We start from the raw sequence: 24,082 nt of genomic DNA on the forward strand, positions 1-24,082 counted from the left end.
GGCAGAGCCGCCTTGTTCCGATCAGGCTAACAGTTTCTTCAGTGGTCTTTCGCTAAGTTTGCGGCGGAATGCAAATCGGCCCGCCCGTGCCCTCATGAAGCAGCTTCGTAATACCGTGATCCGCGCCGGGCTGGAGGCACTGTGTTTTTCGGGCGCGCACGTCCTGCTGCGGCCGGTCTTCGCCGGCGTCGGCGCCATCTTCATGCTGCACCACGTCCGTCCGGGGCGCGATGACGCGTTCCAGCCGAATCGCCATCTCGAGGTTGAGCCGGACTTCCTGCGCGCAACGCTTGCGCACCTGCGCGCGCTCGACATCGACATCATCAGCCTCGACGAGGCTCATCGTCGACTGATCGAGCGGAATTTCACCCGGCGCTTCGCCTGCTTCACCTTCGACGATGGCTATCGCGACAACCGCGATTTCGCCTTGCCTGTGATGCGCGAGTTCGAGGCGCCGCTGACCGTCTACGTCACCAGCGATTTCGCCGACGGCTCCGGCCGGCTGTGGTGGATTGCGCTGGAGCGGGTGATATCGGCGGCATCAGCCATTGAGGTGCCAATCGGCGGCAGCACGACGCGGCTCGACACCTCCACGGTGCAAGCCAAGCGCGCCGCGTTCGATCGCATCCACGACTGGCTGCGCGCGCTGCCAGGCGAATGCGACGTGCAGCGCGAGATCTCCGCGCTCTGCATCCGTCACGGCATCGACGACACCGCCATCGCACGCGAGCTCTGCCTGTCCTGGGATGAGTTACGCCAATTTGCCGACGACCCGCTGGTCACGATCGGCGTGCACACCGTCAGCCATTGCAATCTCGCCAAGCAAAGCGAGACGATCGCATCGTTCGAGCTCACAACCAGCCGTGCGCGGATCGAGGACGCCTTGCAGCGGCCGGCGCTGCATCTCGCCTATCCCTACGGCGACAGGACGGCCGCCGGACAACGCGAATTCGCGCTCGCCAAGACGATCGGCTTCAGGACAGCGGTAACGACACGGCCCGGCATGCTGTTCGCCGAAAGCGCCGATCATCTGACCGCCTTGCAACGGGTCTCGCTGAACGGCAACTACCAGGAGGCGCGCCTGCTGCCGGTCCTGACCTCCGGCGCCGCCACCGCGATGTGGAACGGCTTCCGCCGCATCGACGCAGCATGATGCATGCATCGGATACCGCCTCGGATTTTCAGTTTTCTCCTTCCCCCTGAGAGGGGCAGGGCAATCGCATTTGGGAGAAAGCGCCCTGTGGCCATCCTTCGAGACGCCCGCCTTCGGCGGGCTCCTCAGGATGAGGTCTTGTTTTGCGGCACAATAGTAGACCCTCATGGTGAGGAGCGCCGCTTGCGGCGCGTCTCGAACCACGAGGCCGGGTTCGTGCGCAGCCGCCCAAGGCGGCATATGCGATCGCCCTACTGAAAGGGGGAAGGTCGGGATGGGGGTCGGTCACAGACGACGGTGTCTGGGGAGAGAGCAGATCCCCACCCGCTTTGCTCTGCGCGCAAAGCGGCCTCCCCTTTTGAGGAGCTGGCAAGCCATGCTCCCAGTCGCGTTTCCTCTTCCTTGACTCGATCGCCGGCTGCGCCCAGAACCTCCAATAATTCAACGGAGGAACGCATGTTCAAAGATCTGTTCTCACTGAAAGGCCGCGTCGCATTAGTGACCGGCGGATCGCGCGGCATCGGCAAGATGATCGCAGCCGGCTTCCTCGCGCAGGGCGCGGCCAGAGTCTACATCACCGCGCGCAAGGCCGGGCCCTGCGAAGCCACCGCCAAGGAGCTGTCGGCCGCCTATGACGGCGAATGCATCGCGCTGCCGATCGATATCTCGACGGTCGAGGGTTGCGAGAAGCTCGCCGGCGAGATCATCAAGCTGGAGCCGAGGCTCGACATCCTCGTCAACAATGCCGGCGCCGCGTGGGGCGCGGATTTCGACGAATTTCCCGAGAGCGGCTGGGACAAGGTGATGAACCTCAACGTCAAGTCGCTGTTCTTTCTGACCAAGGCACTGGCGAAGCCGTTGCGCGCCGCGGCCAGCGCAGCGCAGCCCGCCAAGGTGATCAACATCGCCTCGATCGACGGCATCTTCGTCAATCCGATGGAGACCTATTCATATGCAGCGAGCAAGGCAGCGGTCATCCACCTGACGCGGCGCATGGCGACCAGGCTGATCAAGGACCATGTCAACGTCACCGCGATCGCACCGGGCGCGTTCAAGTCGGACATGAACCGGGCCGCGCGCGACCACGCGGACGATGTCGCCAAGCGCGTGCCGGCGCAGCGGGTCGGCACCGACGAGGATATGGCGGGGGTTGCGATCTATCTCGCCTCGCGGGCCGGCGACTATGTCGTCGGAGCCACCATCGCGGTCGACGGCGGCGTGGTCTACGCCAATGCCGGCGCCGAGATCGCAGGGTAGCGCCCAGCGACCGGCCGCAATCTCACTGTCGTGCCCCGGCTTGACCGGGGCATCCAGTACGCCGCGGCCTTTCGATTCCTGCCGCACTCTCTCCGGAATACTGGATCACCCGCATTCGCGGGTGATGACAGGCCGCGACGATCACGCTCAAGGCTGGCCCGCGCTTTGCATCGCGAGGTCGCGCTTTTCATGCCGGCGAGCACGTCGTTGCGGCCGTCAGCGCACTGCGCTCGACAAAGAAAAGGGGCGAGCCAGGGACCTCTCGGCTCACCCCTCTCCTGCTCTCTCCGGGAGGAGAAAGACCGCTTGAGCGATCAGCTCTCGATCCTCACATATTCGAAATCGCCGGGCTTGTTGTCGATGCCGACCTTCGGCGGCGAGATCCATGAGGCGAACTGGCCGGGTTCGGTCACGGGCTTCATCAGCGAAGCGATGAACTCACCGTCCTCGTTCGACGGCAGCCACTCGCCCTTGCGCTTGGCCCAAGTCGCATCGTCGATCAAGAGGCCGTCGGGCGTTGCATGAACGTCCTTGAACTCGCCGATCTGGCGGTGGAAGGCGGTGTTCGGCACCGTGAGCTTGTAGTCATAGCCCGCGGTCGAGATCACCTTATTCCAGCGCAGCATGCCCTTGACGCAATCCTGCGTGTAGTCGTCGCGCAGGCGCATGTTGAGCGCGGTGAGCGCCGGCTCGTCGACCATCTTGATCTGGCCGTCGACCAGCTTCATGACCGGATAGGTCGAGGTCTTGAGCTGATGATCGTCGTCGATCGTGGTTTCCTTGTAGCGGCCCTTGATGCCGGCATTGAAGGCGTTGGCGGCGTTGGTCGACACCTCCGAACCGAACAGGTCGAGCGACAGCGAATAGTGCAGGTTCAGCTTCTTCTGGATCGTCGGCAGGTCGATCACGCCGAGCGCGCGGACCCTGGCGATGTCGGTCGGATCGGTGATGCCGGCTTCCCGCATCGCATCGCAGGTACGCTGCACGACGCGGGTGATGCCGGTCTCGCCGACGAACATGTGGTGGGCTTCCTCGGTCAGCATGAAGCGGCAGGTGCGCGACAGCGGATCGAAGCCCGACTGCGCCAGCGAGTGAAGCTGCATCTTGCCATCGCGGTCGGTGAAGTAGGTAAACATGAAGAACGACAGCCAGTCCGGCGTCGCCTCGTTGAACGCGCCGAGCATGCGCGGTGAATCCGCGTCACCGGAGCGGCGGCGCAACAAATCATCTGCTTCCTCGCGGCCATCTCTGCCGAAATACTTCTGCAGCAGGTAGACCATCGCCCAGAGATGGCGGCCTTCCTCGACATTGACCTGGAACAGATTGCGCATGTCGTAGAGCGACGGCGCGGTCTTGCCGAGGTGGCGCTGCTGCTCGACCGACGCCGGCTCGGTGTCGCCCTGGATCACGATCAGGCGGCGGAGCAGCGCGCGGTGCTCGCCGGGCACCTCCTGCCAGGCCGGCTTGCCGTAGTTCTCGCCGAACGGAATGACGCGATTTTCCTCCTGCGGAGCAAGCAGAATGCCCCAGCGATATTCCGGCATCCGCACGTAATCGAACTTGGCCCAGCCGCGCGGATCGACCGAATAGGCGGTGCGCAGATAGACCAGCGATTCCTGGAAGCCGTCCGGGCCCATGTCGCTCCACCAGTCCATGTAGCCGGGGTGCCAGCCCTCCAGCGCCTTGAGCACCTGGCGGTCCTCGGCGAGATTCACGTTGTTCGGAATCTTGGTCGAGTAATCGACGTTCATGATGTTCACGTTCATGGCCGTGCTCCTGGATATCGTTTCGACGTGTATCGCGTCTTGCTCAACCGTCATCCTGAGGAGCGGTGTCTTCGCCGCGTCTCGAAGGATGCTGGCTTGGTCATATTCATCCTTCGAGGCTCGCTAACGCTCGCACCTCAGGATGACGGCGAAAATTCCTAAACCCTCGTCATGTCGAACTGCGCCTTCTGGCCGGTGCCGTAGCGGCGCAGCGCGCCCTCCTCGCCGACCGCGTTGGGCCGCTGGAAGATCCAGTTCTGCCACGCCGTGAGGCGCGAGAAGATCTTCGATTCCATGGTCTCGGGCCCGACGAAGCGCAGATTGGCTTCCATGCCGGTGAGACCGTCGGGCGAGAACGAGGTGCGCTCCTCGAAGAACACGCGCACCTCATCGTCCCAATCGATGTCGTCGAGCGCGAAGGTGACGAGGCCGAGCTCCTCGGCCTGCTCCGCATCGAGCGCCTTGCCGATCGACGCCTGCGCGCGCTCCAAATCGGACGGATCGGCCTGGAAGCGGGATTGCAGCCGGGTCAGGCCGTGGCTCATCGGATACGGCCCGAAATTCATCGCAGTCAGCTCGATGGTCGGCGGGGCGCGGTTGTCGCCCTGCTTCTGGCCGATCAGCATGTAGGAGCGGTCGGCGGCGAACACGAGCTCGGCCAGCGTGCCGACGAAGCAGGAGCCGGGCTCGACCAGCGTCACCAGCGTGCGCGAGGTGACGTCGATGCGCTTGAGCACGCGCTTCCAGTAATGCCTGATCTCGTTGACCAGCCAGTGCGCCTTGTTGGCCTCGATGAAGCCGTCATAGGCGACGACGTTGGCGGCGTCGCCATGGCTCTTGAACACCAGCATCGCGATCCCGAGCTCGTTGAGGCGCAGATGCAGGATCGCATCGTCGAGCTCGCGTGCGACCTGCAACGGCCAGAACGAGGCGCCCTGCGCAATCATGCCGTCGATGTTTGCCGGCAGTGCCGCTTCCGGCGCCTTGATCGAGATCGTCGCGATGCGCGCCGCGCGATCGATATCGACGCTGACAAAGCCGTAGCGGATCGCGCTGTCGTCGATGGTCCGCTTCAGCGGCGTCAGCGCGATGCCCGGGCCCGCGCCGTTGCGCTTCGACTTGGCGGCGAATTCCTTGACGCGCTCGGCGAGCTTGCCTTCGAGCTTGGAGTTCGGCGCGATCTCGTCGACCAGCCGCCAGGCGACAGCGCGCTTGCCCTTGATGCCTTCCTCGATTGTGCAGAAGAAATCGGCATGGTCGCGGCGCACCTTGCGCTTGTCGACCACGCGGGTGAGCCCGCCGGTGCCCGGCAGCACTGCGAGCAGCGGCACCTCGGGCAGCGCCACCGCCGCCGCGCCGTCGTCGGCCATCATGATGTGGTCGGTCGCGAGCGCCAGCTCATAGCCGCCGCCGGCCGCGGTGCCGTTCACGACGGTGATGAAGCTCTGGCCCGAATTCTCGCTGGAATCCTCCAGGCCGTTGCGGGTCTCATTGGTGAACTTGCAGAAGTTGACTTTGTGGGCGTGGGTCGAGCCGGCCAGCATGCGGATGTTGGCGCCGGCGCAGAACACGCGGTTCTTGCCCGAGCGCATCACCACGACCTTCACCTCGGGGTGCTCGAAGCGTAGCCGCTGCACGGCATCAGCCAGTTCGATATCGACGCCGAGATCGTAGGAATTCAGCTTGAGCTGATAGCCCTCGAACAGGCCGGCGCTCTCGTCGACGTCCATGGTGAGCGTCGCAACGTCGCCCGCAACGTCCAGCTTCCAGTGCCGATAGCGCGACGGCTCGGTCTGGAAATCGATGTATTTCGCCCCGCCTGCGAGGACGCGATCGTCGCCAGCCATTGGGCCACCCTTCAACGTTGTTTGTTTGACCTTGTCGGTTCGACACATGCATAATAATGCATGTTTTCGAGTTGGTCTAGTTCAAAATGCAGAAACATGCATTTTGTTTCATGTTCGTAAAATCACCCGATCGGCCAAAGACCTGGACGATGAAGCAGCGTGCGCAGCCCTCAGGCCGCCAACGTCCGGTCGTCGCGCAGCGCCGCCCTCGCGAATTCCGTGACTGCCTCCAGCGTCACGGCGGACGCCTCGCGGTGCGGCGAGTGGCCGGCGCCGTCGATGACCGCGACGTCGACCGGGCAGTAGCACTCCTCGCGCGCGATCTCGACCTGGCGCATCGTGCCGTATTGATCGTTGACGCCCTGCACGATCAGCACCGGCACGCGGATATAGGCAAGATAATCGGAGATATCCCAGTCGCGGAAGTTCGGGTCGAGCCAGGCGCCGTTCCAACCATAGAACGCGTTGTCGACATCCTTGTGCCAGCGCGCGAGCTTCTCCTTCAGGTTGGTGGTCTCGTACGCCGCCTTGATCTCGGCGATCGATTTCACCGAAATGTCCTCGACGATGAAGTGCGGCGCGAGCAATGCGATCCCCTGCAGGCGATGATCCTGGCGCGAGCCGGCATAGATCGCCGCGATCGACGCGCCGTCGGAATGGCCGACCAGCAGGCCGCGACGGAAGCCGATCTGATCGAGCAGCTTCGGCAACACCTCCAGTGCCTCGACATGCATGTAGTCGACCGGGCGCGGCAGCTTGACTGGGCTCGAGGCGCCATAGCCCGCACGCGAATAGACCAACACGCCGGCACCGGTCGCGGCCTGCAGCTTCTCCGGGAAGTCGCCCCACAGGCCGACCGAGCCGAGCCCTTCATGCAGCATCACGATGGTCGGCGCTGCATCCGGTAACGGACCGATCATGCGGTATTCGAGATCGGCGCCATCTATGGTGAGGAAGCCGGAGGGATTCAGGTTCTGCATGATCGCGCTTTCCTCACTCGTCGTCCCGGCCTAGTGCGCAATTGCGCACGGGGGGCCGGGACCTATAACCACAGGATTCAATTGTTGCGCAAAAGCCGTCGAACAGCATCTCTCAAAGACAAAGGCCGCGGCGTATGGGTTCCGGCCTTCGCCGGGACGACGCGCGACGGCTACAGCGCGCCATCCCGCAACTTGAACCGCTGGATCTTGCCCGTTGCAGTCTTCGGAAGCGACTCCACGACATCGATCCAGCGCGGATATTTCCACGGCCCGATCTTCTGCTTGACGTGCTCCTTGAGCGCCTCATGCAGCCCCTCGGTCGAGCTGCCGGGGCGCAGCACCACGAACGCCTTCGGCTTCAACAGTCCCTCCGGATCGGCTTCCGGCACCACGGCCGCTTCGAGCACCGAGGGATGGGTGATCAGTGCGCTCTCGACCTCGAACGGAGACACCCAGATGCCGGAGACCTTGAACATGTCGTCGGCCCGGCCGCAGAAGGTGTAACGGCCTTCCGCGTCGCGGACATATTTGTCGCCGGTGCGGGTCCACGCGCCCTCGAAGGTTGAGCGGCTCTTGCTGCGCTGGTTCCAGTAGCTTTCGCCGGCGGAGGGCGCATCGACCAAGAGTTCGCCGACCTCGCCGTCGGCCACCTCGGCACCCAGCTCGTTGACCAGCCGCACCTTGTAGCCGGGCACCGGTCGGCCCGAGGTGCCGTATTTGATGTCGCCGGGCGCGTTCGACAGGAAGATGTGCAACAGCTCGGTCGAGCCGACGCCGTCGAGGATGTCGACACCGAAGCGCGACTTCCAGGCGTTGCCGACCGATTCCGGTAATGCCTCGCCCGCGGAGGTGCAGATGCGCAGGCGATCGCCCGCGGCTTGCGCCTTCGTCGCCTCGTCGTTCAGCATCGCGGCGAACAGGGTCGGCACGCCGAAGAAGATGCTGGGGTGATATTTGTTCATCAGCGCGAACATCACCGCCGGCGTCGGACGCTCCGAATTGAGCACCGTGCTGGCGCCTACCGACATCGGGAAGGTCAACGCATTGCCGAGGCCATAGGCAAAGAACAGCTTGGCCGCGGAGAGCCCGACATCATCCTCGCGAATGCCGAGCACCTGCCTGGCATAGGTCTCCGCGGTCGCAGCGAGGTTGGAATGCAGATGGCGAACGCCTTTCGGCATGCCGGTCGAGCCCGACGAATAGAGCCAGAACGCCGGTTCGTCGGCATGCGTCGCCGCGGTCGCAAACGCATTGCCCTCGCGCGCGAGCTCGTCGGAGAGCTTCTTGTGGCCGTGCGCATCCTGGCCCGAGACCACGACATGTTCGAGGTCAGGCATCCGAGCGATGACATCCTTCACGACCGGCAGCAGCGCTTCGGAGACGAACAGCACACGCGCACGGCAATCGCCGAGGATGTAGGCATATTGCTCTGACGTCAGCAGCGTGTTCAGCGGCACCGGCACCACGCCGGCGCGGATCGCGCCCAGAAACACGATCGGGAAATCGACCGTATCCAGCATGATCATCGCAACCCGCTCTTCGCGGCGCACGCCGAGCCGGCGCAGCATGTTGCCGAGCCGGCGCGTCTGTTGCTGCAACTCGCCATAGGTGAGCTTCGACACGGTGTCGTCGAAGACGACCTTGTTGCCGCGGCCTTCGTCGACATTGCGATCGAGCAGCCAGGTCACCGCGTTGTAAGTCATGCCCCGCTCCTCGGACCCAGACGCGCCACGCTTCCCTCTCCTGTGAATTTAAGAATTATAATTCATACAAAGCCACTACATCGGCTTGCTGTCAATGCTCATCGGCACTATGTTTCCGGAAACCCGCGCGCTCCATAGGGATCATGACCCAGGACAACGATCCGGAAACCGGCTTCCTCGAACAGCTCGGCCAGCGCGTGCGGACGATGCGCGCCCTGCGCGGCATGTCGCGCAAGGTGCTCGCCAAGGTCTCAGGCATTTCCGAACGCTACATCGCCCAGCTCGAGAGCGGCAAAGGCAATGTCTCGATCGTGCTGCTGCGCCGCGTCGCAGGCGCGATGGGCGCGCATCTCGAAGACCTGATCCCGTCGAGCGAGCCGGTGCCCGACTGGGCCGTGATCCGCGATCTCCTGCGGAAAGCTTCGGCGAACCAGATCGCGCAGGCCAAGGACATCCTCGCCGGCGGCAGCGCCTCGGCGCCGCGACGCGCCTCGTTCTCCGGCATTGCGCTGATCGGCCTGCGCGGTGCCGGCAAGACGACGCTGGGGAGGATGCTGGCCAAGAAGATCGGCTGGAGCTTCGTCGAGCTCAACAAGGAGATCGAGACGCAGAATGGCCTGTCGGTCGCCGAGATCATCGCGCTCTACGGTCAGGAAGGCTTTCGCCGCATGGAGCAGGCGGCGCTGACCCAGCTTCTGGCGCGCAAGGAACTGATGGTGCTGGCGACCGGCGGCGGCATCGTCTCCGAGCCGCTGACCTTCGACCTGATCCTGTCGTCGTTCTACACGATCTGGCTCAGGGCCGAGCCGGAGGAGCACATGGCCCGCGTCCGCCGCCAGGGCGATCTACGCCCGATGGCCGACGACCGCTCCGCGATGGCGGAATTGCGCAACATCCTGGTCAGCCGCGAGCCGCTTTACGCGCGCGCCTCCGCCGTGGTCGACACTGCCGGCCTTTCGGTCGACGCCGCCGCGGCGCGGCTGATCGACTCGGTGCGGCCGGTGCTGCAGAACGAGGCGCGCTCGTTCGGCCTGCGCAGCGTGGCGCTGTGAGCCTCCTTCACAGCAGCCGGCTCTTCACATCCTCCGCGCCGTCGCGCAGGAGCGGCAGGAAGCGATCGATCAACTCCTGCCTCGGCACGCGGTCGACATGGGCGCCCATGTTGATGGCAGCGACGATGGTGCCGTCGTAGCGGCGCACCGGCACCGAGATCGAGCGGAAGTGCGGCTCGGCCTCACGGTCGACCAGCGAATAGCCTTGCGCGCGATCGGCGATGATGGTGGCGAGCAGCCGCTTCGGATCGGTCACGGTCTGCGGCGTCACGGATTCGCGGCGCATCGCTTTCAGCCGTGTCGCGAGCTCGCCATCGGCGAGCCGGCCGAGCATCGCGCGCCCGACCGAGGTGCAGAACGCCGGCAGCCGGTAGCCGATGTCGAGGCCGGCGGAGAACACCCGCGTCGGGCTCGAGCGCGCCACGAACACAACGTCGTCGCCGTCGAGCAGCGCGAGCGAAGCGATCTCCTGCGCTGAAGTTGCGATCCGATCGAGCACCGGCTGCAATACCGTGACCACCTGGTTGGATTGGAGATAGGAGCCGGCCAGCGTCAGCACATGCGGCGTCAGCGTGAACAGCTTGCCGTCGGTCGCAACGAACCCGCCATGCGCAAGCGTGAACAGGATGCGCCGTGCGGTGGCGCGCGGCAGATCGGCGGCGCGTGCGAGATCGCTCAGCGTCGCCGGCCCGGTGACGGTGCCGAACACCTGCAACAGGCGCAGGCCGCGGTCGAGGCTTTCGACGAAGTCGGTCGCGCGCTCGTCCTGATCGGTCCGCTTCAGCTTGGGCATGGGTTTGCGGCTTTGAACGGTTCAAAAATTGGACTTGCTGCCCCAATCAGACATGGCATAATTCGCACATTCGTTCAATAGGCGAACAAATCCAAATTCAGGAGACGCCGCCATGATGAGCCAGGAGCAGAACGACCTGATCACCCGCACCGGCCGTAAGGACCCATGCGGCAAGCTGATGCGGATGTACTGGCAGCCGGCGGCGCTGGTGGACGAGTTGCAGGGGCCGCGCCCGGTGCGCCCCGTGCGGCTGCTCGGCGAGAACCTGGTGCTGTTTCGCGGCGAGGACGGTCGCTACGGGTTGATCGACCGTCACTGCGCGCATCGCGGCGCCGACCTCGCCTTCGGCCGGCTGGAGAATGGCGGCCTGCGTTGCGCCTTCCATGGCTGGCTGTTCGACACGAGCGGCCAGTGCATCGAGACCCCGGCCGAGCCAGCGGGCTCGCAGCTCTGCAAGGGCATCAGGCAGCGCTCCTATCCGGTGGTGGAAAAGAGCGGCATCCTCTGGGCCTTTCTCGGCGACGGCGCGCCGCCGGCGTTTCCGGAGCTCGACTGCTTCGTCGCACCCGACAGCCACACCTTCGCGTTCAAGGGCCACATGAACTGCAACTGGCTGCAGGCCCTCGAGGTCGGCATCGACCCGGCACACGCCTCCTATCTGCATCGCTTCTTCGAGGACGAGGATACGTCGGCCGCCTATGGCAAGCAGTTCCGCGGCGCCTCGGCCGGCTCTGACATGCCGATGACCAAGATCCTGCGCGAATATGATCGCCCGATTATCAATGTCGAGCACACCGAATACGGCCTGCGCCTGATCGCGCTGCGCGAGCTGGATGGCGAACGCACCCATGTGCGCGTCACCAACCAGCTTTTCCCGCACGGCTTCGTGATCCCGATGTCGACGGAGATGACGATCACGCAGTGGCACGTCCCCGTCGATGACGAGAACTGCTATTGGTACGCGATCTTCACCAGCTACACGAACCCGGTCGACAAGCAGAAGATGCGCGACCAGCGGCTCGAGCTCTACGAGCTGCCGGACTACAAGTCGCGCAAGAACAAGTCGAACGATTACGGCTTCGACCCGCACGAGCAGGCGACCGCGACCTATACCGGCATGGGCACCGACATCAACGTCCACGACCAGTGGGCGGTGGAATCGATGGGCCCGATCCAGGACCGCACCAACGAGCATCTCGGCCAGAGCGACAAGGCGATCGTGCAGTATCGCCGGCTGCTGCGGCAAGAGATCGAGAAGGTCGCGGGCGGCGAGAAGCCGATGCTGTTCCTCGACGACGCCACCGCGCGGAGCATCCAGGGCCCGGCGACGATGGACGGTATCGGCCCGACCCAAGGGTGGGAGCTCTACTGGATGGAGGTCGACGTCAAGCGCCGCCGCGGCGCGCCGTGGGCCGCCCCCGTGCCGCGCGAGATCGCCGGCAAGGTGCCTCATCTGACGGCGGCGGAGTGATGGCGAATTCAATAGTGTGTCACCGCTGCTTGTTTCACCTCGCCCCGCTTTCGGGGAGAGGCATAGGCCGCCTTCGGCGGCCGTTCTCAAGGACGCCGAAGCGAAGCTTCGGCTATGTCGCATCGCTAGATGCGATCCGGGTGAGGGGGTACTGGTCTATCGACGAATCGAAGCGGCGGAGGGAGCCCCTCACCCCAACCCTCTCCCCGCGAAGAGCGGGGCGAGGGAGAAGTGAAGGAGTGACGCAGTGAGCTTTGTCGAGAGCCACGGCCTGTGGTCGAACGAGCAGCAGGAGGCCGCACAGCGCCTTCGCCGCATCGTCGAGGAGAACAACCTCGAAGTCGTCAGGCTGTCGTTCCCCGACCAGCATGGCATCCTGCGCGGCAAGACGCTGATCGCAAGCGAAGCCGTGCGTTCGCTCGAGGGCGGCTGCTCCATCACCACGACGATGCTGGCCAAGGACACCTCACACAAGACGGTGTTTCCGGTGTTCACCGCCGGCGGCGGCTTCGGCATGAAGGAGATGGAGGGCGCGGCCGACGTGCTGATGGTCGCCGATCCCACCACGTTCCGCGTGCTGCCGTGGGCGCCCAACACCGGCTGGCTGCTCTGCGACCTCTATTTCAGCGACGGCCGCCCGGTGCCGTTCGCGACCCGCAATCTCTATCGCAAGGTGCTCGATCAGCTCGCCGGCCGCGGCTATGATTTCGTCGCCGGGCTCGAGGTCGAATTCCATCTCTTCAAGCTCGACGACGCCCATATGGCGCCGGAAGATGCCGGCCAGCCGGGACGGCCGCCTGATGTCAGCCTGCTGTCGCAGGGCTACCAATATCTCACCGAGCAGCGCTACGACCTGATGGAGCCGGCGCTCGAGATCATCCGCCGCGATGTCCTCGCGCTCGGCCTGCCCCTGCGCTCGGTTGAGGTCGAGTTCGGCCCGAGCCAGTGCGAGTTCACCTTCCAGCCGACGACGGGGCTTGCGCCGGCCGACACCATGGTGTTGTTCCGCTCCGCGGTGAAGCAGATCGCGCGCCGCCATGGCTATCACGCCACCTTCATGTGCCGGCCGAAATTGCCGAACGTGTTCGCCAGCGGCTGGCACCTGCACCAATCGCTGGTGTCGCGCACAAGCGGCGAGAATGCGTTCATGGCGAAGGAGACCGGCGAGCCCTTGAGCCCGCTCGGCCGCGCCTATCTCGCCGGCCTGATCGAGCATGCGCGGGCCTCGACCGTGTTCACGACGCCGACCATCAACGGCTACAAGCGCTACCGCTCCTACTCGCTGGCGCCCGATCGCGCGATCTGGGGCCGCGACAATCGCGGCGTGATGATCCGCGTGCTCGGCGGCGCCGATGATCCCGCGACACGGCTGGAGAACCGGATCGGCGAGCCGGCCGCCAACCCCTACCTCTACATGGCGAGCCAGATCCTCTCCGGTCTCGACGGCGTCGACCGCACGCTCGATCCCGGCCCGTCGGCGGATACGCCCTACGAGACCAAGGCCGCGCTGCTGCCGAAGTCGCTGCGCGAGGCCGTGTTTGCGCTCCACGACGATCCGTTCTTCCGCCAGGCGCTGGGGCCGGAGTTCGTGGACTACTACGTCCACATCAAGAACGCGGAGATCGAGCGGTTTCAGGCCGAGGTCTCCGATTGGGAACATCGCGAATATTTCGAGATGTTTTGAGGGCCCATTGTCGTCCCGGCGAAAGCCGGGACCCATAACCACAGTCGGTATTTGGTTTGCACAGCCGGCTCCCCGCGGAGCCAAACGAGAGGCCGCGGCGTATGGGTCCCGGCTTTCGCCGGGACGACGCTGAATATGGTGCGAGAACGGTGTTCTAAATTCCCAGGTACTTGTGCTGGAGATCCGGCTCGGCGATCAGCTCTTCGCTCGTCCCGCTCCACACCGTCTTGCCGCGCTCGATGATGTAGTGGCGGTCCGCGATGCGGGCGAGGTTCTCGACGTTCTTGTCGATCACCAGCACTGACTGGCCCTGCCCCTTCAGCATCGACAGGCAGCTCCAGATCTCGTCGCGGATCAAGGGGGCGAGGCCCTCGGTCGCTTCGTCGAGGATCAGGAGCTTCGGATTGGTCATCAGCGCGCGGCCGATCGCCAGCATCTGCTGCTCGCCGCCGGAGAGCGTGACACCCATATTGCTGCCGCGCTCGGCAAGCCGCGGAAACAGCGCGTGGATCTTGTCCAGCGTCCACGGATCACGGCTGCCCAGGCGATTGCCGGAGGCCGCCACGAGATTTTCGCGCACGGTCAGGTTCGGGAAGATCTGGCGCCCCTCCGGCACGAGCCCGATGCCGAGTTTGGCGATCCTGTAGGACGGCAGGCCCCGCACCTGTTCGCCGGCAAAACGGATGGCGCCGGAGCGCGCCGGCGTCAGGCCCATGATCGAGCGGATGGTGGTGGTCTTGCCCATGCCGTTGCGGCCCATCAGCGCAACCATCTCGCCGGCCTTGATCTGTAGCGACAGGCCGAACAGCACCTGGCTCAGGCCATAGCAGGTCTCGATCGCGTCGACGTCGAGCAGGGTCTCAGCCATTTTTGCCTCAGCCGATTTTGCTTCAGGCATGGCGCGTCACCGCGTGCTGCTCGCCGAGATAAGCGCGCTTGACCTCGTCGTGCCTGCGGATCGCATCGGGCACGTCGCAGGCAATGACGCGGCCGTAGACCAGCACCGTAATGCGGTCGGCGAGCGCGAACACCGCCTCCATGTCATGCTCGACCAGCACGATGGTCACCTCCTTGCGCAGCTCCTTGAGCAGCGCGACCATCCGCGCGGATTCGGTGACGCCGAGGCCGGCCATCGGCTCATCGAGCAGCAGGAGCTGCGGCCTGGTGGCGAGCGCGACCGCCAGTTCGAGCTCGCGCTGCTCGCCATGGCTTAGTTGTGACACCAGCACATTGGCGCGCTTGCCGAGGCCGACCCGCTCCAGCGCGGCGCGCGCAGCCTCGCGCAGGTGTGGCTCTTTCCGCGCATTGCCCCAGAAGCGGAAGGAGTGACCGTCATGGGCTTGGGCTGCGAGCGCGACGTTGTCGATCGCCGAAAAATCCTTCAGCAGCGAGGTGATCTGGAACGAGCGCGCCAGCCCGAGCCGGCTGCGCTTGTAGGACGGCAGCCGCGTGACGTCGCGGCCGCCGAACCGGATGGTGCCGGAGTTCGGCATCAACTGCCCGGTGAGCTGGCTGATCAGCGTGGTCTTGCCGGCGCCGTTGGGGCCGATGATTGCGTGCAATTCGCCCGGCACGACCTCCAGCGAGAGGTTGTCGGTCGCGGTGATGCCGCCGAAGCGGCGGACCAGATTGTCGACGCGGAGCAAGGGATCAGACACGGCCCATCCTCCCGAGCAGGCCCATGATGCCGCCGCGCGCGAACAGCACGATCAAAAGGAGCAGCGGCCCCATGATCAACGCCCAGTATTCGGTGAACTGCGACAGCAGCTCTTCCAGCACCAGATAGATGATGGCGCCGAGCACGGGACCGAACAGCGAGCCCATGCCGCCCAGGATCACCATCACCATGAGATCGCCGGAGCGGGTCCAGTACATCACCGCCGGGCTGACGAAGTCGGTGTTGTTGGCGAGCAGCGCGCCTGACAGCCCGCAAATGGTGCCGGCAATGACGAAGCAGACCAGGCGGTAGCGGTTGGCATGGAAGCCGATCGCCTGCATGCGCTGCTCGTTGGAGCGGACGCCCTGCACGACCAGGCCGAAGCGCGAATTGACGATGCGCCAGATCAGATAGAGGCCGCCGAACAGGCAGGCTAGGCAGAGATAGTAGAACTGCGTGCGATCCGAGAGGTTGATCAGGCCGGCAAAATCGCTGCGCTTGTAGATGGTGAGGCCGTCATCGCCGCCGTAGCGCGACAGGCCAGAGGCCACGTAATAGGCCATCTGCGCGAAGGCCAGCGTGATCATGATGAAGTAGACGCCGCGGGTGCGAAGCGAGAGCGCACCGATCACCAGCGCAAACAGCGCCGAGACCGCGAGCGCCACCGGCCACTGGATGAAGCCGGAGCCGATGCCCTCGGCGGCGAGGATGCCGACCGCATAGCCGCCGATGCCGAGATAGGCGGCGTGGCCGAAGCTCATCATGCCGCCATAGCCCATGATCAGGTTCAGGCTCGCGGCCGCCAGCGCGAAGATCACGATGCGGGTGAACAGCGTGAGGATGAAGATGTTGCCGCTCACCGCCGAATAGACCGGCAGCAGGACCAGGGCGGCGCAGAGCAGCGCCGCGACCAGATTGGAGAGGTTGAGCTTGGGCATCATCGCTTGGCCGCCGGAAACAGCCCCTCCGGCCGCACGACCAGCACGATCGCCATCAGGAGGTAGATCAGCATCGAGGACAGCGCCGGCGCCGCGGTCGAGGCCGCAGCGCCGCTCAGCACCTTGCGCAGGAGGTCAGGCAGGAAGGCGCGGCCGAGGGTATCGATCATGCCGACGAAGATCGCCGCCAGGAACGCGCCGCGGATCGAGCCGATGCCGCCGATCACGATGATGACGAAGGCGAGGATCAGGATGTTCTCGCCCATGCCGATCTGCACGGTGAGGATCGGCGCCTGCATCAAGCCGGCGAGGCCGGCGAGCGCCGCACCGAGCCCGAACACCAGCGTGAACAGCAGCTTGATGTTGATGCCGAGCGCACCGATCATCTCGCGGTTCGAGGCGCCGGCGCGGATCAGCATGCCGACGCGGGTGCGCATCACGACCAGATAGAGCAGCGCGGCGACCGCCAGCGCCACCGTGATGATCAAGAGGCGATAGGCCGGATAGTACACGCCGGGAATGATCTGCAGCGGCACGGTCAGCCAGGCCGGCAGCGGCAGCGCGAGACCTGCCGGGCCCCAGATCAGCCGCACGGCATCGTTGAAGAACAGGATCAGGCCGAAGGTCGCGAGCACCTGGTCGAGGTGGTCGCGGCCATAGAGATGTCTCAGCGCGACATATTCGAGCACGATGCCGAGCAGCAGCGTGGCGCCGAGCGCCAGCAGCGCGCCGAGCACGAAGCTGCCGGTCCATGCCACGAACGTCGCCGCGAAATAGGCGCCCATCATGTAGAGCGAGCCGTGCGCCAGATTGACGAAGTCCATGATGCCGAACACCAGCGTCAAGCCGGCCGCCAGCAGGAACAGCAGGAGGCCGAATTGCAGCCCGTTCAGGAGTTGTTCGACGACGAGATACATCGTGAGGCTACGTCACCTTCAAATGAAACAGCGGCAGCGCAAGCGCGCCGCCGCATTGCACGGTGCGGAGTCTCCCTCGCTCCGCTCTTGCGGGGCCGGGACGAGCAGGGCTCGCCCTGAGAGGGTTGGGGTGAGGGGCTGTCTCCACGAGTCGAATTCGCGGAAAGAACCCCTCACCCAATCGCTTCGCGATTGACCTCTCCCCGCAAGAGCGGGGCGAGGTGCAAGAAGCAAGCCGCGCGCCAAGATCACCCGAGGATCACTTCATCGGACACTTGTCGTGGAACTTGTCCTGGTCGTCCTTGACGATGGTCGCGACCGTTTTCAGCGAGAGCTGGCCGTCGGCGCCCTTGACCACGTCCTGCAGGTAGAAGTTCTGGATCGGGATGTGGTTGTTGCCGTATTTGAACGGGCCGCGCAGCGACTTGAAGTTGGCCTTCTCCATCTCCGCCTTCATCGCGTCCTTCTTGGTGAGGTCGCCCTTCACCGCGACGACGGCGCTGTTGATGAGCTGAGCGGCGTCATAGGCCTGGGCGCCGTAATAGGTCGGACGCAGGCCGGGATACTTCTTGTGATAATCCGCGACGAACGTCTTGTTCTGTTCGTTCGGCAGGTCATTGACCCATTCCTGCGCGCCGGGAATGCCGATCGCGTTGTCCTTTTGCAGCGGCAGCGACAATTCGTCGACGGTGAACGCTGTGTAGAGCGGGATCTGCTGCTTGATGCCGGCCTGGGCGTACTGGTTCAGGAACTGCACACCGGCCGCACCGGGATAGAACACGAAGATCGATTCCGCGCCCGAGTTGCGCGCCTTGGTGAGCTCGGCGGAGAAATCGAGCTGGCTCGGCCACACCGTATATTCCTCGCCGACCACCTTGCCCTTGAAGGTGCTCTTCACGCCTGCCAGCATGTCCTTGCCGGCGGCATAGTTCGGGCCGATCAGGAACACCGACTTGACGCCCTTCTGGTTCATGTAGAGGCCCATCGCCGCGGGCGTCTGGTCGTTTTGCCAGGAGGTTGAGAACACGTAAGGCGAGCACAATTCGCCGGCGAGCTGCGACGGACCGGCATTGGCCGAGATCAAGAAGGTCTTGCTATCGACCGCGGTCTTCAGCGAAGCCAGCAGCACGTTCGACCAGATGTAGCCGACGATGAAATCGACCTTGTCGGACTGCACCAGCTTCTCGGTCTTCTGCTTGCCGATATCGGGCTTCTGCTGGTCGTCCTCGTAGATCACCTCGACCGGCTTGCCGTCCATCTTGCGGCCCATGTGGTCGAGCGCGAGCTCGAAGGAATTACGCATGTCATTGCCGATCACGGCGGTCGGGCCGCTGAAGGTCGAGACAAATCCGATCTTGATGGTGTCGGCCGCGGTCGCCGGCTGCGCCAGCGCCATGGCCATGGCGCCTGCCAGCCAAAATGCCTTGTTCATAGTCACTCCCCTCCTCAACCAATATCCTGCCGGGCCCGTTGTCGGCCCGGGGCGGCGTCACGCTTTGCGCGTCGTTTTCGATGCCTTGTTTTGTGCGCGAAATCGCAAGTCTGCAGCAAGCATGAACCGACGGCCCTCATTTAGAACCTTCGGCGCATACCCCAGCACTTTGCACCATAATTCGTACAAACCAGCCGTGGCAAGAAATATAATGCCGGTTGCGAGGGCAACGATTGTCGCAGGTGGCCCTGCGCTCCGTGGCGCAGCACAGCAGAATTGACGCATTCGATAAAGCGAACGGAAACCACGCGCCGGCCAGACCGCGGCGCTTTCACGGTCCGGAAAGCAGTTCGAGGCGACGGTCGGGCGAAAGGGACGCGTCATATGCTGGGTTACCTGTTCGGCTTCAACGCCCGGATCAGCCGGGTGCCTTTTGTGCTCTGCATCTTCACGCTCGTCGCAGGCCTTGTGCTGCTGGCCTATGGGGTGACCGGCACGACGCCGGGAAGCGGCCGGACCGACGTGCTGCTGATACAGGCCGCGGGCAGCGGCCCGATGCAGATCGCCTTCTTTGCCGCGCTTGCGGTCAGCTTCATGCTGCAATCGATGCGGGTCCGCGATATCGGATGGGACCCGGTATGCGTGATGGTGGGGTGGGTCGTGCTCATCGTGATCGACAGGGTGATCGCGGGCAGACATCCGGAATGGGCGATCAATCCGCAGATCACCGGAACGTTGATTGGCGGGCTCATCAATGCCGCCCTCATGCTGGCGTTGTTGGTCTGGCCGAGCGGTCATTCCGACGCGACATCGCCACTGCCGCGCGACCAAAGCGGAACGGTGGGCGATGTCCGACGCAACAGCAGCACGCCAGCCGCAGCCACCAACCGCATCGCGCGCATCGCCAACGGCGAATTCGGCGGGCGAGCGAAGTAGGGTGTCCTCGCGCTTCGCTGCATCCTCACGCGTCGCCCCTGCACAAGCCGTCTGAACCGTCATCCTGAGGAACCGCGAAGCGGTGTCTCGAAGGATGCTCGGCCCCGCTGGTGGCCGTCGTGCTTCGAGGCTCGCTCCGCTCGCACCTCGGCATGACGGTGTTCGAGTAGAATGCGCACTCTCGATCGTCAGTGCGAGGAGCTCGCGACCAAGCATCCATCTCTCGGCTTGCTGTGCGATGGATTGCTTCGCGGAACCTGTCATCGGGCGCGCGTTCGCGCGACCCGTTGGCTCGCAACGACGATTTACAGCGCGGCGGGACTACCCCGCATCCACCGCCCACTCCGCGCCGTCGATGGCGTAGGGCGCATGGCGGAAATCCCTGATGACGGCGAGCTTGTCGGCGGACCAGTCGAGCAGCATGAAATATTTCGGCAGCGCGTTCGCTTCGTTCGGGTCGAACACCAGGATCGCGGGCCGCCCCTCGACCTGCCCCGGCGCCAGGTGCCAGTCGCCGACCTTCGCGTAATTGCCGAAATAACGCGACACCTCGGCCTTGCCGTTCAGCCTGGTGCGGTTGACGAGCTCGAGCCTGATGTCATCGGCGATCATGGCGCGGATGGCGTCGAAGTCGCGGGCGTTGAAGCGGCTGACATAGGCGTTGAGCCGGACCCGGTCCGTCTCCGACAGGCCGGGCCGCGGTGCATCGTCCGGCTCGTCGGCGAATGCGCGCAATTGGGTGCGGCCGCGATGCAGCGCCGCCTTCACCGCGGGCAGGCTGAAATCCATAATGTCGCAGACCTCGGCCAGCGAGCAGCCGAGCACGTCCATCAGGATCACGCTCGAGCGCTGCGCCACCGGCAGGCGCATGAAGGTGCGCAGGCTGGCCGCTGCGATCTCGCGGCGGGTGACGTCATCGAGCTCTCCGGTCATCATGTCCACCTCCTCCGGCGAGCGGAGCGCTTCCTGGCGGTTGCGCCGCCTGAGGAAATCGAGCGCGGTGTTGTGAGCGATCCGAAACAGCCAGGCCTCCACGTTCTGGATCGGGGCGGCGGAAGCGAAGGCTTCCACCGCCTTGATCAGCGTGTCCTGCAGCACATCCTCGCCGTCGATCACCGACCCGACCATGCGCGCGCAATAGCGATGCAGCTTCGGGCGCAACGCCGAAAGGTGCTGGTTGATATCGACGGCAGGCGATGCTGACATCATTCCACTCCGGACCCGGTCAGGACTGCTCCAGCATACGGTAATTGCCGACGATGCTGGCGCTGCGCACCAGCGGCGGCTCGGCGCAGCGGTCGCGGATACCATCCTGGAAGGCCTGGAACGCGGCAAGCTTCGGGATCGGGCTCGAGCCGTCCTCGGACGCGGCCTCGACAAAGTGCACGAAGGTGTCGTCCTCCAGCCGCAGTGTCAGATAGCGCACGCCGTCCGGCTGCGCCGCCTTCAACTCGGCAAATACCGCCTTCACCAGCTCGGCATTCTTGTCCGCCATCTCCGGCTTCGCCTTGTACCTGATCAGGGTCCGTCTCATCGGTCGCTCCTTTTGGGGGGTCATCATCCCCCAAGGACGTTTGCCGGTCGGCAAAGGATGCGGCCCGGGAAAAATAATTTCGCGCCGCATCCTTTGCCTCTTCCGCCTCGTCTTGGCGACGAAGCGCGCCGCAACAGGGCGGCGCCGCAATGGAGAGCAAACATGCAGACCCCGATCTCTCGCACCGGGCAGCTCTGGGTGCTCGGCGTCACCGCGCTGGCATCCTTCATGATGGCGCTCGACGCCATGGTCATCACGACGGCGTTCGCGACCATCCGTGCCGATTTCGGTAGTCGGGTGGAGACGCTGCAATGGACCGTCAACGCCTTCAATCTCACCTTCGCGGTGCTGCTCTTGACCGGCGCGGCGCTCGGCGACCGCTTCGGTCGGCGGCGGATGTTCGCAGCCGGGATCGCTTTGTTCGTCGTTGCATCGGCCGCCTGCGCGCTGGCCGGCAACGTGCAGGCGCTGATCGCCGCCCGGGCGCTGCAGGGCGCCGGCGCGGCACTCGTGATGCCGCTGGCGATGGCGATCCTGAGCGGCGCGTTCGGCCGGGATGAGCGTGCCCGCGCGCTCGGCATCTTCTCAAGCATCACGGGTTGCGCGCTGATCGTCGGGCCCGCCATCGGCGGCTTCATCACCACCCATCTCGGCTGGCGCTGGATCTTCTGGATCAACCTGCCGATCGGCCTGATCGCGGTCGCGCTGGTGCTGACGCGGCTGCGCGAAAGTTTTGGCCCGGCCGCGCCGCTCGACATCACCGGGCTGTCGCTGGTTGCCGCCGCGGCGCTGGCGCTGGTCTGGAGCCTGTTGCGCGGCAACGCCGTCGGCTGGGGAAGCACCGAGGTGATGGGCACGCTGGCCGCCGGAATCGTGTTCGCGGCGGGCTTCGTGCTGTGGGAATTGCGCACGGCAGCGCCGATGCTGCCGATGCGGCTGTTCGGGTCGCGCGCCTTTGCGTCTGGCATGGCGGCGAGCGTGCTGTTCTATGCCGCGATGTATGGCGTGCTGTTCCTGCTGCCGCAGTTCCTGCAGACCACGCTCGGCTTCGACGCCTTCAGCGCCGGGCTTCGCCTGCTGCCCTGGACTGCGACGCTGTTCGTCACGGCGCCGGTCGCCGGCGCCGTCGTCAACCGGTTCGGCGAGCGGCCGCTGGTGGTGACGGGCCTGCTGATGCAGGCGATCGGGCTCGGCTGGATCAGCGAGATCGTGAGCCCCACCGTCCCCTACTCCGCCCTGGTCGCCCCGCTGGTGCTGGCCGGCGTCGGCGTCTCGATGGCGATGCCGGCGGCGCAGAACGCGGTGCTGAGCGCGGTGGCAGTGACCGAGATGGGCAAGGCCTCCGGCGCCTTCAACATGGGCCGCTTCCTCGGCGGGATGTTCGGCATCGCCGCGTTGGTGGCGGAGTTCTCTGCCAACGGCGCCGCTGATTCTACCGTTCATTTCGCGAGCGGATTTGCCGCGGCGATGAGTCTTGCCGCAACGCTGTCGCTGGCCGGGGCGGCCGCGGGACTTGTTCTGCCGGCACGCCACCGCGCGCTGGCCGCGGCCGCACCGCAGGATGCGTGAGGCCATGACGATAGGGTTTCGCTATCGGGCGATCCGGCAATTCGTCTTGGAATGGAGCTGCGAATGAATACATAATCGCAGGTGACGAAGCCGTTCGAACCGGGGACAAAATCGGATGACAGACGCGCCGGCCAAACCTCATCGTGTGGTGATCGTCGGCGCCGGTTTCGGAGGGCTCGAGGCTGCGTTCGGGCTTGCCGGCGCGCCGGTCGAGATCACGCTGATCGACCGCCGCAACCACCACCTGTTCCAGCCGCTGCTGTACCAGGTCGCCACCGCGTCGCTCGCGACCAATGAGATCGCCTGGCCGATCCGTTATCTGTTGCGCGACCGTCACGAGGTGACGACGCTGTTTGCCAATGCGAACGGCGTCGATGTCGCAGGAAAACGCGTGCTGCTCGATGACGGCGAGAGCGTTCCCTACGACACGCTGATTCTCGCCACCGGCGCGCGCCACGCCTATTTCGGCCATGACGAATGGGAGCCGTTCGCGCCGGGACTGAAGACGCTGGAGGACGCCACCACGTTGCGGCGGCGCATCCTGGTTGCCTTCGAGCGCGCCGAGCGCGAGATCGATCCGGAGAGGCGCGCGGCGCTGCTCACCTTCGTCGTGATCGGCGCCGGCCCGACCGGCGTCGAGATGGCCGGCACCATCGCCGACCTCGCCAACGACACGCTGCCGCGCGATTTCCGCCACATCGACACCCGCAAGGCGCGCGTGGTGCTGATCGAGGCCGGCCCGCGCGTGCTGGCGGGCTTTCCCGAGGACTTGTCGGCCTATGCGCAGCGTTCGCTGGAGAGCCTCGGCGTCGAGGTGATACTGGGCCAAGCGGTGACGGAATGCTCGGCCGACGGCGTGGTCTATGGCGGCAAGACGCTGGCGGCACGCACCATCGTCTGGGCCGCCGGCGTGCGCGCCTCGCGTGCCGCCGAATGGCTGAACGCGCCAGCCGACCGCGCCTACCGCCTGCAGGTCGAGCCCGATCTGACGGTACCGGGCCATCCCGAGATCTTCGCGGTCGGCGACACCGTCACGATCAAGGACCCCGACGGCAATCCGGTGCCCGGCATCGCGCCGGCCGCCAAGCAGGAGGGCCGCTATGTGGCAGCCATGATCAAGGCGCGGCTCGCGGGCAGGACGTTGCCGCCGTTCCGCTACAAGCACGCCGGCAGCCTCGCGCAGATCGGAAAGCGGCTCGCGGTGATCGACTTCGGCTGGCTCAAGCTGCGCGGCGCGCTCGCATGGTGGATCTGGGGCATTGCCCACATCTACTTCCTGATCGGCCTGCGCAACCGCCTCAGCGTCGCGCTGAGCTGGCTCTGGATCCACGCCCGCAACCAGCGCGCCGCGCGGCTGATCACGCAAGGCAGCAGCAAGGTGGGGCAGTAGGCG

General features: G+C 65.1%; 20 protein-coding genes. 8 read left to right on the forward strand and 12 right to left on the reverse strand.

The annotated features are described in order from the left end of the window. Nucleotides 1-94: 94 nt before the first annotated feature. A complete protein-coding gene (locus P6U25_RS34030; RefSeq protein ID WP_407149098.1) occupies nucleotides 95-1,153 on the forward strand; it encodes a polysaccharide deacetylase family protein in 1,059 nt (352 codons plus the stop codon). A gap of 456 nt (nucleotides 1,154-1,609) precedes the next feature. After that, entirely contained in the window at nucleotides 1,610-2,410 is an 801-nt protein-coding gene (locus tag P6U25_RS34035; RefSeq protein ID WP_407149099.1) for an SDR family NAD(P)-dependent oxidoreductase, read from the forward strand. A 314-nt stretch (nucleotides 2,411-2,724) separates the two neighbouring features. On the opposite strand, the gene boxB is transcribed toward P6U25_RS34035, so the two are convergent. From boxB to P6U25_RS34055, 4 genes are all read right to left on the reverse strand, one after another. After that, nucleotides 2,725-4,176, reverse strand: a complete 1,452-nt coding sequence (gene boxB, locus P6U25_RS34040) for a benzoyl-CoA 2,3-epoxidase subunit BoxB (RefSeq protein WP_407149100.1) — start codon at nucleotides 4,174-4,176, stop codon at nucleotides 2,725-2,727. A gap of 158 nt (nucleotides 4,177-4,334) precedes the next feature. After that, nucleotides 4,335-6,023 (reverse strand): 2,3-epoxybenzoyl-CoA dihydrolase, encoded by a 1,689-nt coding sequence (gene boxC, locus P6U25_RS34045; protein ID WP_407149101.1) that lies wholly within the window; start codon nucleotides 6,021-6,023, stop codon nucleotides 4,335-4,337. Between the two features lie 170 nt (nucleotides 6,024-6,193). Next, nucleotides 6,194-7,003: an alpha/beta fold hydrolase gene (locus tag P6U25_RS34050; protein WP_407149102.1), complete on the reverse strand. Its 810-nt coding sequence runs from the start codon at nucleotides 7,001-7,003 to the stop codon at nucleotides 6,194-6,196. Between the two features lie 170 nt (nucleotides 7,004-7,173). Further along, nucleotides 7,174-8,706: a benzoate-CoA ligase family protein gene (locus P6U25_RS34055; RefSeq protein WP_407149103.1), complete on the reverse strand. Its 1,533-nt coding sequence runs from the start codon at nucleotides 8,704-8,706 to the stop codon at nucleotides 7,174-7,176. 143 nt (nucleotides 8,707-8,849) lie between these two features. Here P6U25_RS34055 and P6U25_RS34060 point away from each other — a divergent pair, with 143 nt between their 5' ends. Next, the gene (locus P6U25_RS34060; RefSeq protein ID WP_407149104.1) at nucleotides 8,850-9,758 is read left to right on the forward strand and encodes a helix-turn-helix transcriptional regulator; all 909 of its coding nucleotides are present in this window, start codon (nucleotides 8,850-8,852) and stop codon (nucleotides 9,756-9,758) included. Between the two features lie 7 nt (nucleotides 9,759-9,765). Here P6U25_RS34060 and P6U25_RS34065 read toward each other — a convergent pair whose 3' ends face one another. Beyond that, nucleotides 9,766-10,551, reverse strand: a complete 786-nt coding sequence (locus tag P6U25_RS34065) for an IclR family transcriptional regulator C-terminal domain-containing protein (RefSeq protein ID WP_407149105.1) — start codon at nucleotides 10,549-10,551, stop codon at nucleotides 9,766-9,768. 112 nt (nucleotides 10,552-10,663) lie between these two features. Between P6U25_RS34065 and P6U25_RS34070 the strand changes: the two genes are divergently transcribed. Both P6U25_RS34070 and P6U25_RS34075 read left to right on the forward strand, forming a co-directional pair. Continuing rightward, entirely contained in the window at nucleotides 10,664-12,022 is a 1,359-nt protein-coding gene (locus P6U25_RS34070; protein WP_407149106.1) for a Rieske 2Fe-2S domain-containing protein, read from the forward strand. Between the two features lie 247 nt (nucleotides 12,023-12,269). Next, on the forward strand, nucleotides 12,270-13,706 hold the full coding sequence (locus P6U25_RS34075; RefSeq protein ID WP_407149107.1) for a glutamine synthetase family protein: 1,437 nt from the start codon (nucleotides 12,270-12,272) through the stop codon (nucleotides 13,704-13,706). 154 nt (nucleotides 13,707-13,860) lie between these two features. Here P6U25_RS34075 and P6U25_RS34080 read toward each other — a convergent pair whose 3' ends face one another. The 5 genes from P6U25_RS34080 to P6U25_RS34100 form a co-directional block, all read right to left on the reverse strand. After that, nucleotides 13,861-14,574 carry an ABC transporter ATP-binding protein gene (locus P6U25_RS34080; protein WP_407149108.1) on the reverse strand — a complete coding sequence of 238 codons (714 nt, stop codon included), beginning with the start codon at nucleotides 14,572-14,574 and terminating at the stop codon, nucleotides 13,861-13,863. 22 nt (nucleotides 14,575-14,596) lie between these two features. Then, nucleotides 14,597-15,364 carry an ABC transporter ATP-binding protein gene (locus tag P6U25_RS34085; protein ID WP_407149109.1) on the reverse strand — a complete coding sequence of 256 codons (768 nt, stop codon included), beginning with the start codon at nucleotides 15,362-15,364 and terminating at the stop codon, nucleotides 14,597-14,599. Next, nucleotides 15,357-16,304 carry a branched-chain amino acid ABC transporter permease gene (locus P6U25_RS34090; protein WP_407149111.1) on the reverse strand — a complete coding sequence of 316 codons (948 nt, stop codon included), beginning with the start codon at nucleotides 16,302-16,304 and terminating at the stop codon, nucleotides 15,357-15,359. Before P6U25_RS34090 ends, P6U25_RS34085 begins: the two co-directional genes overlap by 8 nt. Beyond that, the gene (locus P6U25_RS34095; protein ID WP_407149112.1) at nucleotides 16,301-17,218 is read right to left on the reverse strand and encodes a branched-chain amino acid ABC transporter permease; all 918 of its coding nucleotides are present in this window, start codon (nucleotides 17,216-17,218) and stop codon (nucleotides 16,301-16,303) included. Before P6U25_RS34095 ends, P6U25_RS34090 begins: the two co-directional genes overlap by 4 nt. 259 nt (nucleotides 17,219-17,477) lie before the next feature. Then, on the reverse strand, nucleotides 17,478-18,650 hold the full coding sequence (locus tag P6U25_RS34100) for an ABC transporter substrate-binding protein (RefSeq protein ID WP_407149113.1): 1,173 nt from the start codon (nucleotides 18,648-18,650) through the stop codon (nucleotides 17,478-17,480). A gap of 384 nt (nucleotides 18,651-19,034) precedes the next feature. Here P6U25_RS34100 and P6U25_RS34105 point away from each other — a divergent pair, with 384 nt between their 5' ends. Continuing rightward, the gene (locus P6U25_RS34105) at nucleotides 19,035-19,586 is read left to right on the forward strand and encodes a DUF805 domain-containing protein (RefSeq protein ID WP_407149114.1); all 552 of its coding nucleotides are present in this window, start codon (nucleotides 19,035-19,037) and stop codon (nucleotides 19,584-19,586) included. A 321-nt stretch (nucleotides 19,587-19,907) separates the two neighbouring features. On the opposite strand, the gene P6U25_RS34110 is transcribed toward P6U25_RS34105, so the two are convergent. After that, complete coding sequence (locus P6U25_RS34110) at nucleotides 19,908-20,792, reverse strand: sigma-70 family RNA polymerase sigma factor (RefSeq protein WP_407149115.1); 885 nt, start codon at nucleotides 20,790-20,792, stop codon at nucleotides 19,908-19,910. Nucleotides 20,793-20,811: 19 nt separating this feature from the next. Further along, the gene (locus P6U25_RS34115) at nucleotides 20,812-21,120 is read right to left on the reverse strand and encodes a hypothetical protein (RefSeq protein ID WP_407149117.1); all 309 of its coding nucleotides are present in this window, start codon (nucleotides 21,118-21,120) and stop codon (nucleotides 20,812-20,814) included. Between the two features lie 162 nt (nucleotides 21,121-21,282). Here P6U25_RS34115 and P6U25_RS34120 point away from each other — a divergent pair, with 162 nt between their 5' ends. Then, nucleotides 21,283-22,689 (forward strand): DHA2 family efflux MFS transporter permease subunit, encoded by a 1,407-nt coding sequence (locus tag P6U25_RS34120; protein WP_407149118.1) that lies wholly within the window; start codon nucleotides 21,283-21,285, stop codon nucleotides 22,687-22,689. A 115-nt stretch (nucleotides 22,690-22,804) separates the two neighbouring features. Further along, entirely contained in the window at nucleotides 22,805-24,079 is a 1,275-nt protein-coding gene (locus P6U25_RS34125) for an NAD(P)/FAD-dependent oxidoreductase (RefSeq protein WP_407149119.1), read from the forward strand. Nucleotides 24,080-24,082: the final 3 nt, after the last annotated feature.

The organism is Bradyrhizobium sp. ORS 86, from assembly GCF_045571475.1.
Classification (GTDB): Bacteria; Pseudomonadota; Alphaproteobacteria; order Rhizobiales; family Xanthobacteraceae; genus Bradyrhizobium.